Origin of the sequence: Paenibacillus sp. FSL W8-1187 (genome assembly GCF_037965485.1) — a bacterium.
Taxonomy (GTDB): Bacteria; Bacillota; Bacilli; order Paenibacillales; family Paenibacillaceae; genus Paenibacillus_O; species Paenibacillus_O pasadenensis.
The window spans coordinates 3,181,948-3,200,171 of sequence record NZ_CP150181.1; the positions used below are offsets into that span (position 1 = coordinate 3,181,948).

Sequence of the window (18,224 nt, forward strand, 5' to 3'; positions counted from 1 at the left end):
CAGGACGCGGATCAGACCGCTTCCGCCGCGTCGCCGACCAGCTCGCCGCGGACATGCCAGCTATGCGCCTCGGTCACCTTGACCTGGACGAGCCGGCCGATCAGCGAGCGCGGACCGTCCAGATGGACCAGCTTGTTCGTGCGCGTGCGGCCGGAGAGGACGTCCGAGCGGGTCTTGCTCTCGCCCTCGACGAGCACCTCGACCGTCTGCCCGACCATCGCCTCGTTCGCCTCGCGCCCGAGGACGGCCAGCAGGTCATTGAGCCGGCGGAGACGTTCTTTTTTGACCGCTTCCGGCACGTTGTCCTCCATCCCCGCCGCCGGCGTGCCGGTGCGCGGAGAGTAGATGAACGTATAAGCGGAATCGAAGCGGACCTCGCGCACGAGCGACATCGTCTCTTCGAACTGCTCGTCCGTCTCGCCGGGGAAGCCGACGATGATGTCGCTCGTCAGCGACGCGCCCGGGATGGCCGCCTTGATCTTGCGCACGAGCTCCAAGTAGGACTCGCGCGTATACTTGCGGCTCATCCGCTTCAGCACCTCGGTGCTGCCGGACTGCACCGGCAAATGGATATGCTCCGCCAGATTGCCGCCTTGGGCGAGCACCTGTATGAGCCGGTCGTCGAAATCGCGCGGATGCGAGGTCGTGAAGCGGACGCGCGGCACCGCGATCCGCGAGATGTCGTGCATGAGGTCGCCGAAGCGGTACGTCCGGTCCTCGAAATCCTTGCCGTAGGCGTTGACGTTCTGCCCGAGCAGCGTAATCTCCTGGAAGCCCTGGCGAGCCAGCTCGCGCACCTCGGCCAGCACGTCCTCGGGCCGGCGGCTGCGCTCCTTGCCCCGGGTATAGGGGACGATGCAGTACGTGCAGAACTTGTCGCAGCCGTACATGATGTTCACCCAAGCGCGCAGCCCTTCCCGCTTCTTGGGCAGGTTCTCGATGATGTCGCCTTCCTTGGACCAGACCTCCACGACGAGCTCGCGGCTATGCGCCGCATCCCGCAGCAGCTCGGGCAGCCGGTGGATGTTGTGCGTGCCGAAGACGAGGTCGACGAACGCATGCTTCTGCAGGATGCGGCTGACGACCGTCTCCTCCTGCGACATGCAGCCGCAGACGCCGAGCAGCAGCCCGGGCCGCTCGGTCTTGAGCTTCTTCAAGTGGCCGAGCTCGCCGAACACTTTGTCCTCGGCGTTCTCGCGGATCGCGCAGGTGTTGAGCAGGATGACGTCCGCCTGCGCATACTCGTCCGCCTGCTCGTAGCCCATCGCCTCGAACATGCCGCGCATGACCTCGGTGTCGTGCTCGTTCATCTGGCAGCCGTAGGTGCGGATATGATAGCTCTTGCCGCGGCCGAAGCCGGCCATGTCTTCCGGGATGCCGAAGCCGCGGTGCACCTCGACCTCCTGCTTGCCGCGCTTCTTCTCGTCGCGATGCGAAGGAGCGCTGCTGACCTGGATCGTGCGCCCGTTGATCCGATAGGCTGTCTTTCCGTCTTCTTCCCGGATGATCTTGGCGGTCGAAAAGTCAAAATACTTGGCATAGTCCTTCGCTTCTCCGGCCGTCGCGCCGGATCGATTCGAGCTGTCGCGTTCCATGGTTCAGTTCTCCCTTCTGGAAATCAAGCATTCGCCGGCAGAGCTTCTCTGCGAGCGGCGATCAGGAAAAGACGAGGCGCAGCTGCACGACCTCGGAGCGGCTGCCCAGGCGGATCGGCGGTCCCCAGAAGCCGAAGCCCGAGGTGACGACGGACGTCATCTGCTCCTTGCGCAGCACGCCCCAGTCGTTCTCGTAGATCGCGCCCGTGATCAGATGGCCCGGAGCAATCTGGCCGCGATGCGTATGGCCCGACACCATCAGGTCGATGCCGCTGCGCGCGGCGATGTCCAGCTCGTACGGCTGGTGATCCAGCAGGAGGAGCGGCTTCGACGGATCGGCCTGCGCGGCCAGCTCCGCGAGCGGCGCCCGGTCCTGCTCGGTGCGGTCCTTGCGGCCGATCAGCGTCAGCTTGTCCTCGATCGTCACGACCTCGTCGTACAGCACCTGCATGCCGCTCGCTTCGAGCGACTCGATGATGCGCTCCGTCGGGCCGTCGAACTTGTCATGGTTGCCGAGCGTCGCATAGACGCCGTACGGAGCTTGGATCCTGGCGAGGATCTCGCCGATGCCGCTGCTCTCGTACAGCTCGAGATCGTCGTCGATGATGTCTCCCGGGAACAGCACGAGATCCGGCTGCAGCTTCTCGATCTCCCGCACGAGACGCTCGGCGTGGGCCGGACCGGAAAGCAAGCCGAAATGCATGTCCGCCGCCATGACGACGTTCAGCTCCTCGAGCCCTCCCGCCGGCTTGTCGACGCGCACCTCATAGGTGCGGACGACCGGGCTGTACGCTTGGTACGAGCCGAAGGCGAGCAGGCCGAGCAGCACGGCCAGCGTGAGCGCTCCGCCCCATTTTTCCGCCCGATGGCGGGGAATCCGCGTAAGCCTCAGCAGAAGCAGCAGCAGCTGCGCGACCGGCAGCACCATGAGCAGCAGCGCGAACAGCGCGAGCCAGTACGAGCCGATGCGGCTGATCAGAGCTTGTTCGGGGAAAAAGCGCCCGAGAAAAAACGACAGCGCCAGAAACGACAGTCCGGCGATGTAAAGGACGCGGAACCAGGCGGCCGCGGCCGGCCTCAGCCAGCGCCAGCCGCTCCAGCCGACATACCAGACCAGCCCTCCGTAAAGAAGCAGAAAAACGATTCCAAGCATGATGTGCACCAGCTGCAGCTCTCCTTTGATCGCATGTTCTCCATCTATCGTACAGGATCGGCGGAGGCGCGGTCAAAAAACGGGCTTGCAAAAACTAATACAATTAGTTAAAGTAAAGCTAATCGGATTAGCAAACCCCGAAACGGAGGTTTTTCCCATGAAAATGACCCGCTCGAACGGCATCGTTCAGCTGGCTTTCCTGCCGCGCTTGTTTCCTGTCAACGCCTATCTGGTCGAGGAGGAGGACGGCCTGACGCTGATCGACGCCGCCTTGCCCTACAGCGCCAAAGCCATTTTGGACGCCGCCCGCGCGCTCGGCCAGCCGATCGCGCGCATCGTCCTGACGCATGCCCACGGCGACCATGTCGGAGCGCTCGACGCGCTCAAGGCCGCGCTGCCGGACGTTCCGGTGCACTTGTCGGCGCGGGACGCGCGCCTGCTGGACGGCGACCGCTCGCTCGATCCGAACGAGCCCCCGTCCCCGATCCGCGGCGACGTGCCGCGCAAGCTGCGCACGCGTCCCGATGTCCTGCTGCAAGACGGCGACCGAATCGGATCGCTGCTCGCCGTTGCGGCTCCGGGCCATACGCCGGGCTCGATGGCCTTTTTCGATACGCGCAGCAAAGCGCTCGTCTGCGGCGACGCTTTTCAGGTGCGAGGCGGGTTCGCCGTCAGCGGCCAGGTGCAGTGGCGCTTCCCATTCCCCGGGATGGCGACCTGGAATGCCGCGACCGCGCTCGCATCCGCCCGCAGGCTGGCGAAGCTCGGTCCGTCGCTGCTGGCCGCCGGGCACGGCCGCATGCTGGAGCGGCCGGAGGCAGCGCTCGAAAAAGCGATCCGCGCCGCCGCCGCGGCGCTCGAAGGAGGCTTCGGCGATGCCGCGCATCGGGCTTGATCGGGATACGCTGCTCGCCGCTGCCGCGGAGCTGGCCGACGAGCGCGGCTTCGAGGCGCTGGCGCTGAACGCGCTCGCGCTTAAGCTTGGCGTCCGCTCGCCTTCCCTGTACAATCACGTCTCCGGGCTGCCGGAGCTGCGCCGCCTGCTCGCCATCCGCGCGGTCGAGCGGCTGACGGCAACGCTGGAAGCGGCCGCATCGAGAGCGAACGAAGACGCCGCATCCGCCATTTCACTCGCCTATCTTGCGTTCGCGCGTGCCTATCCGGGCCAGTACGAGGCGATCCAGCGGGCTCCCGAGCCGGACGATGCCGACCTGCAGGCCGCCGCCGATCGGCTCGTCCAGCTCATAATCCGCATCTTGTCCGGCTACGGATTGGCGGAGGACGAGTTGATCCACGCCGTGCGCGGCATCCGCAGCCTGCTGCACGGCTTCGTCTCGCTGGAGCGGATCGGCGCCTTCGGGATGCCGCAGGATCGGGACGCCAGCTTCCGCTTCATGCTGCATGCGTACCTGTACGGCTTGAGCCGCGGCGGCGGGGAGTAGAGGCGGAGAGTACAGGCCGGCGATGACGGGGGAGAACCATTTCCAGGCCGCTGTGCTTTCTGCAAAAGAACGGACTTGACCCCATGGCCTCCTGCGCCTGGGTTCAAGTCCGTTTTTACTCCTCATTCGGCCGTTCTGCCGCATCTTCAGCGCGGGAGCTGAAGATGGCCTCCTATTGTATGCGGTCCCGCTTGATGCAGTCCCGTTTGATGCAGTCCCGCCGCTGCTCAGCGCAGGCCGTACAGCCTGCGGGCATTGCCCGCCAGAGCCTCGGCCGTCTCCCGCTCGCCGAGCCCGCGCAGGCGGGCGATTTCGCGCGCCGCCTCGCGCACCAGGAGCGGATGCGTCGGCTGCCCCGCGAACGGACCTTCGAACGGCCAAGGGCCGTCCGTCTCGGTCATCAGCTGTCCGAGCGGATAGCTCGCCGCCAGCTCGCGGATTTCCGGCTCGTACAGCACGTCGGGCGTCACCGACACGCTCCAGCCGGCCTGCGCCAGAACGCCCGTCGTTTCCGCATCTCCCTTGTACCAATGGAAATGCGCCCGGCGTACTCCATGTCGGAGCAGCAGCTTCGCCGCCTTGAAGGCGTCCTCGTAGACGGCATGCAGGACGAGCGGCCGATCCAGCTCGGCCGCCAGCGCCGCGAAGCGGTCCAGCGTCCCGATATAGCCGCGCTCGTCGAACGAGCCCCCGGCGCTTTCCACCTCGGATCGCGTGTAATAGGGCAGGCCGACTTCCCCGATCGCGAACCGTTCGCCGTCCGCATGCCGCTCCCGAATCCAGCCGATCAGCTCGTCCAGCTCCCCATCCTGCAGCAGCGGCTGCTCCGGATGCCAGCCGTACGCCGGCAGCACGAGCTCCGGATGGCGCAGCGCCAGCTCCCGGGTGCGGCGGCTCGACGCCAAATCCATCGAGACGGCGACGATGCCGCGCACCCCCTCCCGCCTGGCCTCCTCCAGCATCGACTCCCGTTCCTGCTCGCCGTATTGCTCCAGATGCAGATGCGTGTCGTACAGCGCCGCGGCCGCCGCTCCACGCTCCGCCTGCCCGCCGGCTTGTCCTTGCTTCGCCTGCCCGGGGGCTTGTCCTTCCTTGCCGATGCCTTCCATTCAATCCGCTCCTCTCGTCCGCTCCAAAAAGCGCCCGGCTTCCGCCGAGCGCTTCTAATTAGTACTCCCTCACAGCTGGCTTCCCGGCGTCAGCCGTCAAGCCCGGCCTTCGCCGGACCCGCCCCGCTCGCGGCGGAGCGCCTGGTACAGCTCCTCCTTGAGCTCGCCGAACGCGGACTCGCTCCACAGCTGCCGCCGGCGCGGCCGCCCGAACGGCACGGCCAGCTCCCGCACGATCGTCGCCGGTGCAGACGAGAGCACGAGGATGCGGTCCGACAGCAGCAGCGCCTCCTCGATCGAATGCGTGACGAGCAGCACCGAGCGCCGGTCCTGCTCCCAGAGCGACAGTAGCCACTCCTGCATCTCCTGCCGCGTCAGCGCGTCGAGCGCGCCGAACGGCTCGTCGAGCAGCATGAGCGGCTGCGGCGACAGCAGCGCGCGCAGGAACGAGACGCGCTGCTGCATGCCGCCGGACAGCACCTGCGGATAGCTGCGCGCATGACGCTCCAGGCCGAGCCGCTCCAGCCCCTCGCGCGCCAGCCGCCGCGCCTCCTCCCGACTGCGCCCGGCGATGCGCAGCGCCAGCTCGATGTTGCCCTGCACGGTGCGCCAGGGCAGCAGCGCCGCCTGCTGCGGCATGTAGGCCGCGAGGCCCGGGCGGCTGCCGGCAGGCTCGCCGGCGACGAGGATGCGGCCTGAATCCGGCCGCTCCAGCCCGCCGACGAGCCCGAGCAGCGTCGTCTTGCCGCTGCCGGACGGGCCGAGCAGCGACACGAACTCGCCCGCGCCCACGCTCAGGCTGACGCCGCCGAGCACCTGCGTCCGCCCCGCGGCCTGCGGATAGGACAGCGCGACCCGGTCGACCTCAAGCACGAGGGGAGCGGACGGCGACGCTCCGTTCGATCGCTTCCTGTTCATGCCGCTCCCCCTCTCTCCGAGCGCCAGCGCAGCGCGAGCCGCTCCGCCCCCGCGACGGCGGCGACGAGCAGCAGGCTGAGCGCGACGACGATGGCGACGCCCGCGAACACGAGCGACGTCTTGAAGCCTTTGGACGACAGCAGCATGAAATAGCCGAGTCCGCGGTCCGAGCCGATCCATTCGGCGACGACCGCGCTCGTCACGCTGTACGATGCCGCCAGCTTGAGCCCGGAGAACAGATGCGGAGCGGAGCTCGGCAGCTCGAGGCTGGCGAAGCGCCGCCAGCGGCCGGCCCCGATCATGCGCAGATAGCGCTCCAGCGCCGGATCGGCGCCGCGCAGCCCGCCGAGCATCGCGACGCAGACGGGGAAGAAGCAGACGAGCATGACGAGCAGCAGCTTGGGCAGCAGCCCGAAGCCGAACCAGATGACGAGCAGCGGCCCGAGCGCGATGATCGGCACGTTTTGCGACAGCACGAGCAGCGGGTAGACGCCGGCGCGCACGAGCGGCAGCAGATGCAGCAAGGCGGCGAGCGCGAAGCCCGCCGCCGATCCTCCCGCGAAGCCGAGCAGCGTCAGGCTCAGCGTCGCGCCGGCATGGCCGGCGAGCCGCTCCCGCGCTTCCCACGCATCGGCCAGGATGCGGCCCGGCGAAGGCATGAGCCATGCCTCGACGCCCCACAGCCGCACTGCCGCCTCCCAGAGCAGCAGCAGCGCCGCGAGCACGGCGAGCGGCGGCCACGCCGCCTTCAGCCGCAAGCGCGTTCGGCCGCCGGCCCGCGCACGCGCCGACTTAGCGCCATTGGCCGCCGCTCCGGCCCGCTCCGACGCGGCGCCATCGGCTGCCGCTCCGGCCCGCTCCGACGCTGCGCCATCGGCTGCCGCGTCGCGCCGGACGGCTTCGCGTCCGTCCGCCTCGTTCCGATCCGGCCCGCGATGGCCGCTACCGGCCATCCGGATATTTTTCGAGCAGGCGGTCCATCGAGGCTCCGCTGCCCGGATTGTAGTAGATTTTCACCTGGGAGATGACGGACGGGCAGCCGAGCTCGGCCAGCGCCTCGCTCATGCGGGCGACGACCGCGAGCAGCTGCTGCAGGTCGCCCTCCATCGTCGTCTCCAGCGGAGCGACGCGATAAGGCACGCCGGCCTCCTTGATGATGTCGATCGCCCGGTCGACGTACGGCAGGACGCTTTCTCCTCCCGGCGTCGTCGGCAAAATCTGGATGCTTACCAGCGCGTTGGCCATGTCGATGCTCTCCTCTCGTTCGAAACAGGGATCAATTTCCGTCTGCGGGCAGGAACTCGTTCGTGAACGCCTTCGCCAGGTCCGGCTTGGCGTCCATCAGGCCGTGCTCGACCATCCAGTCGGCGTACCCGTTCCACACCTCGGCCTTCTGCTCGCCCCAGCGGGCGGCGTCATCCTGGTATTTCGGGCTCAGCCACTTCTGGCTGGCGCGCACGAGCTCCGGGTTCAGATCGGGCACGGCCGCGATCAACGTTTCCGCCGCGCCTTCCGGATCGCGGATCGCGTCCTCGTAGCCGGCTGCCGCGCCGGCGACGAACGCGCGCACGAGCTCCGGCCGCTCGGCGATCAGCTTTTCGCTCGTCTGCAGCAGCGGCGTATAGTAGTCGAGCTTGTCGCTATAGTCGGTCAGATAGACCATGTTCAGCTGCTCGCCGCGCAGCTCCGCCTCGACGCCCGTCCATCCGTAGAAGATCCAGGCGAAGTCGATGTCGCGCTTGACGGCGGTGAAGAAGTCGGCGTTGCCCATGTTGACGATCTTGACCTGGCCGACATCCGCCTGCTGCTCCTGCATGAGCGAGGCGAGCACCTCCTGCTCGACCGGCGCTCCCCAGCCGCCGTACGTCTTGCCCTCGAAGTCCTTGGGCTCCTTGATGCCCTTGTCCGCCGGCGAGGCGAAGCCCGACGTATTGTGCTGGATGACCGCCGCGACCGAGACGAGCGGCAGCTCTTGCGTGCGCGCGAGCGTCAGGTTTTCCTGATAGCCGATGCCGAACTCCGCCTCGCCCTTGGCGACGAGCGTATCGGCGGCCGTCCCTTCGGGCGGCTGCACGATCTCGACGTCGAGCCCTTGCTCCTTGAAGTACCCCTTGTCGCGCGCCACATAAAGGCCGGTATGGTTCGTATTCGGCGTCCAGTCGAGCACGACCTTCACCTTTTGCAGCGGCGCGTCCGTCGCCGCCGCTCCGCCGTTCTCCTGCTCGGCGCTGCCGCCGCAGGCGGCCAGCGCGAGCGCCAGCGCCGCCGTCAGCATGCCGCTTGTCCATCTTGTCTTGCTCCCCATGTCTCTCCCCTGCTTTCTTCTCTCTCATGCCCGCATCGCCTTCGTCGCCGTCCGCCGTCCGATCCGCGCAGCCGATCCCGCCCGAACAAAAAAAGACGTCTCCCCAAGGAAGACGTCGTGATGGATCGCAGATCGAGACTTGCCGTACGGAAGCTCCCGAAAGGGCTGCTCCGCGGCGAGTCGGCTGCATACGGTTCCTACGCTGGCATTATCCAGATCAGGTGTACGGGTCGGGATGCTTCTCCCCTCTCAGCCGGCGTGCGCCAGCTCCCCAGCTATGCGGTTGTCAATAGTGCCATTATAGCAGAGCTCGGGCCGATTGCAACCGGATTGAAAAAGGACGCGGCCGGATTGCGGCAAGTCCGCAAGCCTGCAAGCCCGCAGGCCCGTTAGCGCCCTCCCGGCCGGACGCCGCTTTTGTCAGAGCCACTCCAGCTCGACGCGGACGCCCGCAGGGCGGCCTTCGTGGCGCAGCAGCAGCGTGGACGAGGCGGCATGGAACTCCGCCTCTACCGCATGGCCGCCGGATGCGTCAGCGCCCGGCCCGGCCAGCGGGGTATCCGCCGCGCAGGCGCGGATGCGGCTCGGCATGGAACAAGCGCGCAGCCTCGTGCTCACCGTCATCTCGGACGGCGACTCCGACACGTAGCGGAACCGTCCGCCTTCCCGAGCCGCGTCCCGGACGCGGGAGGAGCTGACAAGCACGGAGGCGCGCCGCGCCGCCTCCGCCGCTCCCGGGCCGGCGTGCGCAGAGCCTGCCTGTGCCGCTCCCGCTCCCGGGCCGCCGTGCGCGGACCCCGCCTCCGCCTCTCCCGCTCCCGGGCCGCCGTGCGCGGACCCCGCCTCCTCCGCTCCCGCTCCCGGGCCGCCGTGCGCGGAGCCCGCCTGCGCCGGCTCCTCCTCGCCCCAGCCGCCGGCCGCTTCGCCCAGATCGTACAGCAGGGCGTCCTCGCCCGGCGCGAGCTCGATCCGATTCCGCACCGTCAGCTCCGCGTCGAACAGATCGACAAACGCTCCCTCGAGCACGGCCGAGCCGCCTGCCGCTTCGCTCTCGTCCAGCGCATGCGCGATCACATAAGGACCGCGCCGGATGCGCAGCAAGCCGCTCTCGCGGTAGTCGTCCGCCTCGCCGCGCAGCTCCAGCGCGCGCCGGATCGCGCCGAGCACGCGCTCCGCGCCTGCCGCGGAGCGCGACAGCTCGGCCGGATGGCAGCGCAGATGCAGCAGCGCGCCCTCCCCGACGGCATGCTCGCCCGGCTCCGGTTCCCGGCCTAGCCCCATCGCCTCGAACAGATGCTGCTCGGGACGCTCGTAGACGCGGCTTCCCGCCCCGCGATTCCACCATTCGCGCACGCCGTGGAACGGATCCGAGCCGTCGCCGGCATAGATCAGCACGCCGCCCTCCCGCGCCCATTGGGCGAGCGCCTGATGGATGCCGGGATGCTCCGGCTTCATGAACTCGTAGCTGAGCAGCAGGACGCGGTAGCCCTCGAGATAGCCGGGGAACGTCAGGATGTTGTCGAGCTGGACCGGGCGCAGCGGGATGCCCTTCTTGACCGGCGGCAGCGCCAGTCCGTAAAAGGCCGAGAAGTCCAGCAGCTCCAGCTGCCGCGTCGTCAGTCCGTCCGCCGCCTTCGTGCCGTCGTAGTTGAACTCGCCTCCGTCCTCTCCCTCCCCGAGCACGTCGCCCCGCTGGTACATGGACGAGTTGGCCAGGCAGAGGCCGATGCCGGACGGTCCGGCCCCGGCGCCGGACGGATCGGGAGCCTCCTCGTGGCGATGCATGTCTCGCAGCAGGTTCATGACGGTCAGCAGCTCCGTCTTGTAGGCTTCGGGGATCGGCTCCTTGCCGCTGCCGTCCTCGGTCGGATAGTCCAGCTCGAACACCCGCCACGGCCACGGGCACACCTCGTACTGCTTCACGTCCGGATGCAGCAGGGAGGCGACGACCGTCGCCCGGTAGTTGCGGCGGTAGTCGCTCCAGCTGTAGCGCGGATTGTCCTCGATCGGATCGTGCAGGAACCACATCTCGCGGCCGGTGCCGCGCGTCAGCTCCTGCATGATGCCATATTCCAAATAGGCCGTCTCGAACGTGCGCTCGCGGCGCACGCCCCGATAGACGTTGGCCGTGCGCGCCGTGCCGGTCCAGATCTGGGCGATATAGCCGTCGCATGACGGCATCGAGACGAGCAGCGCCTCTGGGCTGACGATCCGCCACTGGGCGTAGTTGATCAGGCTGTGCGTCGGCACGTAGAAGCGGATCGCCCGATCATAGGCGACGAGCGCGTATTCCTTCATCTCGCCGCAGATGCGCTCGAGCGTGCGCGCGTACATCGCCGCCTTCAGCTTCGAGGCCCGGTACTGGGCGTCCGGCGAGCGATGCGGCTCCTGCCAGTCCTCGCCGTAATAGCTCCGCCACTCCCGCTTGAACGCCTCCTCGTAGCCCGACTGCGCCCAGAACTCCGGCTCCTCCAGATGGATCGCCTCGACGCCGCAGTCGATCGCCCGGCGGATCTGCTCCGCCAAATACCGGGCGAACGAGATCGTCGGCGCCATGTACGGCACGTCCTTGCCGTGCAGCATCGGGTCGCCGGAGCGCAGCGTCTGCGCCTCGTCCCAGTGCTCCCGCCCGTCGAACCTGCCGTACAGGTAATCCTGGTACTCGCCCCACGAGACGCCGGTCATGAGATGGATCGTGTAGCCGGCCTTCCTCCAGCCCTCGATCCGCTCGGGCAGATCGTCCGAAATGCCGTACACCATGACGAAATCCGTCCGCAGATCGTACTTGGGCCCGTACGGACGGGATTCCTGGAATCCCGTCCGCTCCTGCCGGCCCGCTTCCTCCCGCTTCATGTCGCGGCCTCCTTTCAGGCAAGCGCCCGGATCAGTTCGGCATCTGCAGCTGCACGACTTCCTTGCCCTTCAGGTTCTCGTTCACATACTGGATCGCCTCCGGATAGCCGGTCTTCTTGATCTGCTCGCGCAGCGCGCCGATGATGTCCAGCGCCGCTTCGTCGGACTTGGCGAATACCGCTTCCTTCCAGACGTCGCCGATTTTGTCCATCGACGGCTTGAGCTCCTCCCACTGCGGCGACTTGGCCATGACGTCGGCGGCGTTGTAGGCCGAGATGACGGAGATGCCGTTCGGACGGAGGATTTTGCGCGCGCTTTCCATCTTGGCGATCCGCTCCTGGTCCGCCCAGATGTCGCCGCCGAGCGTGTTCGTCCGGTCCTGGCCGGTCATGTCCTCGAAGCCGGTCGCGAAGCCCTCGTTTTTCTTGGCCTTGCCCGTCGTGTCGGCCGCGAACTTGTCGAAGAACTCCGCCTTGGCGACCGGCTTGCCGTCCACCATGTCGTAATGCGTGCCCTCGATGCCGTAGCGGACGAGCTTGAAGCCTTCCTCCGAGGCGAGGAACTCCAGCAGCTTGAGCGCCGCGTCGACATTTTTGCATGCCTTGGTGATGACGGTGACGTTGTTGCCCTGGATGCCGAGATCGACGGGACGATCCGGCTCGGCGCCGGCCCGCTCCAGCGGCCCGATCGGCACGTAGTCGCTGCCTGGATGCGCTTTCACATAATCCTTGGAGGCGTCGATGATCGCCGGCAGATGCGCCGCCAGCACGGCGATGCGGCCCTGCTTGATCTTTTCCTGGGCGATCGGATCGGTCTGCGTGAACGCCTCCGGATCGAGCAGTCCCTCGGCCAGCAGCTTGCGGTAATACAGCGTGTAGTCCTCGTACGGCTTGGTGAAGAACACATGCTCGAGCGTGCCGCCGCCCTGGTCCAAATACTCCGTGCCGTAGAACATCGTGTTGCCGATGCCGACGGCCCAGCCGTTGGAGAAGCCGCCGAGCGGGAACACCGGCATGCCGTTCTCCTTCAGATCCGCGTCCTTGATCTTCTTGAGGAAGGCGTACAGATCGTCCTTCGTCCGGACCGACTGCGGATCGACGCCGACCTGATCGGCGATGTCCTTGCGGACGTAAAAGCCGTACAGCCAATCCATGGCGTCCTTGTCCGTCAGCGGCTGGTTTTGGAACAGCATGTAGCTCTGGTCGCCGAAGGCTCCGATCGCCTTCTCGTACAGCGCCGGCGGCACGTTTTCCTTGGCGATCGCCCGGGACAGGTTCGGATACGCGTCCAGCTTGCCCGACAGGTCGACGAGCTGGTCCTCGCGCGCCGCCTTGACGATGCCGTCCAGCTCCCCGCCCCAGGCCGGTCCGGTGTAGATGTCGGGCAGGTCCTGCGTCGCGAAGATCTGGTTCACCTTTTCGACCTCGCTGCCCTTCGTGTAGTCCATCTTCACCTTGACGCCGGTCTTCGCCTGGATCGCCTTGGCGATCGGCGTCAAGTCCGCCTCCACGTCGCCCGCGCCGGAGCCGTTCCAGTTGTGCAGAATCTTCAGCGTCACCTCGCCGCCGTCGCCGCTGTTCCCTCCGCCGCCCCCGTCGCTGCATCCGATGAGCGAGCCGCCCATCGCCATCGCCGCCAGCAGCGCCGCGGCGGCCTTGATCCGCTTGTTCCTCATGAGAACCCCTCCCGATCGTCGTAAGTGGTATATGACAAAGTCCGGCGGCTGCGGCGGACCTCCCGCCCGCAGCCGCTTGCGGACGTTCATCCTAGCCTTTGACCGAACCCATCATGACGCCCTTGACGAAGTACTTCTGCAGAAAAGGATAGATGCACAGGATCGGAAACACGGTGACGACGAGCAGCGCCATCCGCAGCGACTCCGGCGTCGATCCGGCCGCGCCGGTGTTGATCGTCTGCCCGCCCTGCTGGGCGGCCCGCTGCATCGAGGACGAGAGCGCCTCGGCCTCGGTGAGCATCTGCTGCAGCAGCGTCTGCACGGGAATGAGGCTCTTGTCGGAGACGTAATAGGCTCCGGTGAACCAGTCGTTCCAGTGGGCGACGCCGATGAACAGCGAGATCGTCGCCAGCACCGGCCCCGACAGCGGCAGGACGATCTTGAGGAAGATCTGGAAGTCGCCGTAGCCGTCGATGCGCGCCGACTCCTCCAGCTCCTCCGGGATGCCCTGCAGGAACGTGCGGATGATGACGATGTGGAAGAAGCTGAACAGCATCGGAATGACGTACACCCAGAAGCTGTTGATGAGCTGAAGCTTCTGAAGCGTGATGAAGTAAGGGATGAAGCCCGCGCTGAAAATCGTCGGCAGGAAGATGTAGAAGGTGAAGAACGTCCGCCCCGGCAGCGTCTTTTTGGACAGCGCGTAGGCGGTCAGCGTGCATAGCGCCACATGCAGCGCCGTGCCGAGCGCCGTGCGCAGCAGCGTGATCTTGTACGCCTGCCAGATTTTCGCGTTGTCGAAGATCTGGGCGTAGTTGTCGAGCGTGAACTGCCGAGGGTAGAAGTAGAGCGCTCCGAGCATCGAGTCCTTGCCGTCGTTCAGCGAGTAGACGAGGATGTAGATGAACGGATAGATCATCGTGAAGCCGAACAGCGCGAGCAGCGTGTAGTTGGCCGCGCTGAACAGCGAGAGCTTGCGCCTTCCCATGCGGATGCTCCTTTCGGGTTAGAAAAGGGATACGTCGCTGACCTTGCGGGCGATCCGGTTGACCGCGAGGATGAGGACGAGCGCGATCGCGCTCTGGAACAGGCCGACTGCGGCCGCGTAGCTGAGCCGCCCCTCGCCGATGCCGGCGCCGATGACATGCACGTCGAGCACGCTGCCGATCGCGGCGGTCGCCGGTCCGTTCAGCAGCAGCAGCTGCTCGTAGCCGGCGCTCATGAGGCTGCCCGCCGCGAGGATGAACAGGATGACGGCGATGTTGCGCACGCCCGGCAGCGTCACATGCCACATCTGGCGGAACCGCCCGGCTCCGTCGATTTTCGCCGCCTCGTACAGCTGCTGGTCGATGCCGGCGATCGCCGCCATGTAGATGATGGAGTTCCAGCCGATGTTCTTCCAGATGTCCGAGCCGATGACGATCTGGTAGAACCAGCTCGTATTGTTGAGGAACTGGATCGGGTCCTTGAGCAGGCCCGACGAGACGAGCAGGTCGTTCACCGGTCCGCCGTAAGGCGTGAGCAGACGCTGCATGAGGGTGACGACGACCCAGGAGACGAAGTACGGGAGGTACGAAAGCGTTTGCAAAGTTTTCTTGAACTTGAGGTTCCGGATCTCGTTGAGCAGGATCGCCAGCACGATCGGCATCGCGAAGCCGATCGTCAGCTTCAAGCCGCTGATGAGTATCGTGTTGCGGATCAGCTGGCTGGACTGATAATAATCGAAAAACTGGCGGAAGTACTTCAGGCCGGCCCAGGGGCTGCCGGTGAAGCCGCCGGAAAAGCGGAAATCGCGGAACGCGATCTGGATGCCGTACAAAGGAACGTAGGAGAACAGGAAAAACCAGACGACCGCCGGCAGCAGGAACAGATAGAGCAGGCGATGCCGCCAGATCCGCTTCAGGAGCGGGTTCGTCCTCATAGGCTTCGACCTCCTTGTCGGATGAAAATCAAGCCGGATGCGGCGGCGCCCTCCCGCATGCAGAAAGCGCCGCTTCTCCGGATGGCGCCTGGCTCGGAGCCTGGCCTCAGCTCCGCGTCAGCTTGAGCGTCTTGACCTCGAACGGGCCGAACTCCAGCTCCACCGCGCCGCCGCCGAGGTCGAGCGGCTCCTCGTCCCGCTCCAGCAGGTCGGCGAGCCGCGCCGCGGACACCGGGAAGCCGGGCCGCAGCTTCGTCCGCAGCCTCGTGCCGGCCGTCTCGTACAGCCGCACGACCAGCTCGTCGCCGTCCTCCGCCCGCTTGACCGCCTCCGCCATCACATGGGGATGGTCCAGCTCCAGGAACGAAGCGCCCTCACGCCAGCCGGCCGCCGCTGATCCCGCTGCGGCAGAGGCCGGATCGACGAGGCGCAGCGGCACGTTGAGCTCGTACCCGCGCCGGCATACCTGCGCCTGCACATGATCGCCGGGATGCGGATAGAGGGAGTAGAGGAACTCATGCTCGGCTCGGTCGGCCTCGGGATCCGGGTAGGACGGGCTGCGCAGCAGGTTGAGGTCGAGCTCGCCGCCCTCCGCGCGATGCCCGTACTTGCAGTCGTTGAGCAGCGCCGCGCCGTAGTCCGGCTCGGACAGGTCCGCGTACTGATGCGCGCAGATCTCGTCCTTGGCGTAGTCCCACATCGTGTTGCGATGCGTCGGCCGCCGCAGGTAGCCGAACTGGATGTCGCAGCTGGCGTGGTCGGCCCTGATCGCCAGCGGGAACGAGGCGCGCAGCATCTTGCCGGACTCCCGCCAGTCGACCTTGGTGTCGAAGTCGAGCCGGCGGCTGCCGTCCGTCAGCGCCACCCGCTGGGTCAGCGTCGACTCGCCGGTCGCCCAGGTGAGCATCAGGCCGGCCACCGGCCCGTCCGCGAACGCCTCCAGCCGCAGCAGCGACAGCTCCGCGCCGCCTCCCGCCCGGTAGTCCTGGCGGAAATCCCAGGCGTCTCCGTCGTCGGCGTAGACGCGCAGCGCATTCGCCTCGCGGCCCGCCTGCACGAGCTCCCGGCCCGCCTCCTTGTCGAAGATCGAGACGATGCCGCCGCTTGCGCCGAGCGCGACCTTGAGCAGGCCGTTCTCGATCGTCCGCTCCTCGGCCGACACCTTCAGGCGGGGGAAGGCCGGCTCCGGCTCGTCTGTGCCGGCCGCCGCATCCACCGCGGCGAAGCCCATCGCGGGCACCGCCACGCGCCGCCAGCGGCCGCCGATCCGCAGCCACTCCTCCCGCTCCCACGGAAGCGAGTTGAACACGGCGGTGCCGGCCGCGCCGGCCGCCGCCGCGGCGTAGGCTTCGCCGAGCATCCGCTCGACCTGCCGCAGCAGCGCCTCGTACCGCTCGAGCGACTCGTCGTACACCCGCTTGATCGAGGAGCCGGGCAGGATGTCGTGGAACTGGTAAAGGAGCACCTCCTTCCACACCGCCTCCAGCTCCGCGGCCGGGTACGGCCGTCCTGCCGCCGTCTCCGCCAGCGCGGCGGCGAACTCCAGCTCGCGCAGCGCCTTCTCCAGCTTGCGGTTGTAGCGCTTGCTGCGCCCTTGGCTCGTCAGCGTGCCCTGATGCTTCTCCAGGTACAGCTCTCCGCGCCACGTCTCGTAGCGTTCCGCTCCTTCCGCAAGGCGCTCGAAAAAGCGCGACGACGACTCCTGCTCCACCGGACTGAGGCCGAGCAGGTCCTTCTCCCGGGCGAGCCGCTCCAGATGCTCCTCCCCGGGACCGCCGCCGCCGTCGCCGATGCCGAACAGCATCAGCGCGCGGTCCGAGACGCCCTTGTCGAGGTAGTCCTGCTCCGCCTTGACGATCGAGCGCGGCGCCGCCGGACTATTGTAGGTATCCTCCGGCGGCATATGCGTCAGCACGCGCGAGCCGTCGATCCCCTCCCAGTGGAACGTGTGGTGCGGATGCTTGTTGTAGACGCTCCAGCTCAGCTTCTGGGTCATCATGTAGTCGACGCCGGCCTTTTTGAGCAGCTGCGGCAGGCTCGCCGTATAGCCGAACACGTCCGGCATCCACAGCGACTTCATCTCCTGCCCGAACTCCTGCTGGAAATACCGCTTGCCGTAAAGCAGCTGGCGGACGAGCGACTCGCCTCCGGGCACGTTCGTATCCGACTCGACCCACATCGCCCCCTGCGGCTCCCAGCGCCCCTCGGCGACGCGTTCCTTGATCTCGCGGTACAGCTTCGGATAATGGCGCTTCATCCAATCGTACAGCTGCGGCTGGCTCGCGCCGAACACGTAGTCCGGGTAGCGCTCCATCATCCGCAGCGCCGTGGAGAACGTGCGCGCGCCCTTGCGGATCGTCTCCCGGATCGGCCACAGCCAGGCCAGGTCGATATGCGCGTGGCCGATCGCGCTGATCGTCAGCACGGGATCCCCGCCTCGCTTGGCCAGCAGCTCGGCCAGCATGCGGCGCGCCTCGGCGATCCGCTCGTCCGTCAGGCTCGCGAGCCGATGCGAGGCGTCATGCAGCGTCCGGAAAATCCGCTCCTTGCGCGCGGATCCGGCCGGCAGCCGCTCGGCCGTCTCCAGCAGCACCTCGAAGTCGTAGTACAGCTGCCGCAGCTCCTCCCGGCATGTCGCCACGACCGCTTCCTTGAGCGTACCGCTGCGATATCGGCCGAACAGATCGTTGCAGCCCGCGTCGGCCCACAGGTCGATCGTCTCCGAGCCGCTCGCGCGCTCGCTCACGAGCACGACCCGCTTACCCGGGAGCCCGAGCGAGAAGTCGAACTCGGAATTGATGTTGGTCAGGCCCTGGACCGGGGAGCCTTCCTCGTCGACGAGGCACAGCTCGCCGTTCACGTCGATCAGCAGCACGACCTTGGCGTCCTTGGCGCGCTCGGGCACGCGTCCGGAAAAATGGAACCAGGCGCAGTCCCACAGCTCGCCCCAGCGGTCGCCGGGCTGCAGCCGCAGCGGCCGTCCGGAGCGCCGCTCCCCATAGGGCACCGGCTCCGGGGTGACCCAGGCCGATACGCTCAGCTCGGCGATCGGCTCGTAAATGCCCGCCTGCAGGCGCTCCAGCACGCCCTTCAACTGCTCAGGCCGGATGACTTCATATGGCATGCGTTCATCGTCTCCTTTTTGGCGAGCCCGCCCTCAAGCTCCACTTTCTTCCCCCCAACTATAATCGATGCATTGTATATGTTCAATATATTTTTATAAACCACAAAAAAACCGGCTCCCTGAGGAGCC

General features: G+C 67.0%; 14 protein-coding genes and 1 riboswitch. Of the genes, 2 read left to right on the forward strand and 12 right to left on the reverse strand.

The window, feature by feature from the left end:
- Positions 1-11 precede the first annotated feature (11 nt).
- Positions 12-1,595, reverse strand: coding sequence for a tRNA (N6-isopentenyl adenosine(37)-C2)-methylthiotransferase MiaB (miaB, locus tag NYE40_RS13855; protein WP_153783753.1), 1,584 nt, complete (start codon positions 1,593-1,595; stop codon positions 12-14).
- Between the two features lie 61 nt (positions 1,596-1,656).
- Positions 1,657-2,757: a metallophosphoesterase gene (locus NYE40_RS13860; RefSeq protein ID WP_028596846.1), complete on the reverse strand. Its 1,101-nt coding sequence runs from the start codon at positions 2,755-2,757 to the stop codon at positions 1,657-1,659.
- Between the two features lie 148 nt (positions 2,758-2,905).
- Here NYE40_RS13860 and NYE40_RS13865 point away from each other — a divergent pair, with 148 nt between their 5' ends.
- A complete protein-coding gene (locus NYE40_RS13865) occupies positions 2,906-3,643 on the forward strand; it encodes an MBL fold metallo-hydrolase (RefSeq protein ID WP_028596847.1) in 738 nt (245 codons plus the stop codon).
- Positions 3,624-4,190 (forward strand): TetR-like C-terminal domain-containing protein, encoded by a 567-nt coding sequence (locus NYE40_RS13870; RefSeq protein ID WP_028596848.1) that lies wholly within the window; start codon positions 3,624-3,626, stop codon positions 4,188-4,190. Before NYE40_RS13865 ends, NYE40_RS13870 begins: the two co-directional genes overlap by 20 nt.
- A gap of 227 nt (positions 4,191-4,417) precedes the next feature.
- On the opposite strand, the gene NYE40_RS13875 is transcribed toward NYE40_RS13870, so the two are convergent.
- The 10 genes from NYE40_RS13875 to NYE40_RS13920 all read right to left on the reverse strand — a co-directional run bounded on the left by NYE40_RS13875 (position 4,418) and on the right by NYE40_RS13920 (position 18,095).
- Positions 4,418-5,299: a TatD family hydrolase gene (locus NYE40_RS13875; RefSeq protein WP_084136422.1), complete on the reverse strand. Its 882-nt coding sequence runs from the start codon at positions 5,297-5,299 to the stop codon at positions 4,418-4,420.
- A gap of 96 nt (positions 5,300-5,395) precedes the next feature.
- On the reverse strand, positions 5,396-6,217 hold the full coding sequence (locus NYE40_RS13880) for an ABC transporter ATP-binding protein (RefSeq protein WP_052332826.1): 822 nt from the start codon (positions 6,215-6,217) through the stop codon (positions 5,396-5,398).
- Positions 6,214-7,170: an ABC transporter permease gene (locus NYE40_RS13885; protein WP_339278571.1), complete on the reverse strand. Its 957-nt coding sequence runs from the start codon at positions 7,168-7,170 to the stop codon at positions 6,214-6,216. The genes NYE40_RS13880 and NYE40_RS13885 overlap by 4 nt, the downstream gene beginning before the upstream one ends.
- Positions 7,160-7,462: an MTH1187 family thiamine-binding protein gene (locus NYE40_RS13890; RefSeq protein WP_028596852.1), complete on the reverse strand. Its 303-nt coding sequence runs from the start codon at positions 7,460-7,462 to the stop codon at positions 7,160-7,162. The genes NYE40_RS13885 and NYE40_RS13890 overlap by 11 nt, the downstream gene beginning before the upstream one ends.
- 31 nt (positions 7,463-7,493) lie before the next feature.
- A complete protein-coding gene (locus NYE40_RS13895) occupies positions 7,494-8,522 on the reverse strand; it encodes an ABC transporter substrate-binding protein (protein ID WP_028596853.1) in 1,029 nt (342 codons plus the stop codon).
- 176 nt (positions 8,523-8,698) lie between these two features.
- Positions 8,699-8,806, reverse strand: a riboswitch (TPP riboswitch).
- A 136-nt stretch (positions 8,807-8,942) separates the two neighbouring features.
- Positions 8,943-11,375, reverse strand: a complete 2,433-nt coding sequence (locus tag NYE40_RS13900) for a hypothetical protein (protein WP_127464537.1) — start codon at positions 11,373-11,375, stop codon at positions 8,943-8,945.
- 31 nt (positions 11,376-11,406) lie between these two features.
- Entirely contained in the window at positions 11,407-13,050 is a 1,644-nt protein-coding gene (locus NYE40_RS13905; protein WP_028596855.1) for an extracellular solute-binding protein, read from the reverse strand.
- A 91-nt stretch (positions 13,051-13,141) separates the two neighbouring features.
- Positions 13,142-14,038 (reverse strand): carbohydrate ABC transporter permease, encoded by an 897-nt coding sequence (locus tag NYE40_RS13910; RefSeq protein WP_028596856.1) that lies wholly within the window; start codon positions 14,036-14,038, stop codon positions 13,142-13,144.
- A gap of 18 nt (positions 14,039-14,056) precedes the next feature.
- The gene (locus NYE40_RS13915) at positions 14,057-14,971 is read right to left on the reverse strand and encodes an ABC transporter permease subunit (protein ID WP_339278572.1); all 915 of its coding nucleotides are present in this window, start codon (positions 14,969-14,971) and stop codon (positions 14,057-14,059) included.
- 106 nt (positions 14,972-15,077) lie between these two features.
- On the reverse strand, positions 15,078-18,095 hold the full coding sequence (locus tag NYE40_RS13920) for a glycoside hydrolase family 38 C-terminal domain-containing protein (RefSeq protein WP_101809263.1): 3,018 nt from the start codon (positions 18,093-18,095) through the stop codon (positions 15,078-15,080).
- Positions 18,096-18,224 lie beyond the last annotated feature (129 nt).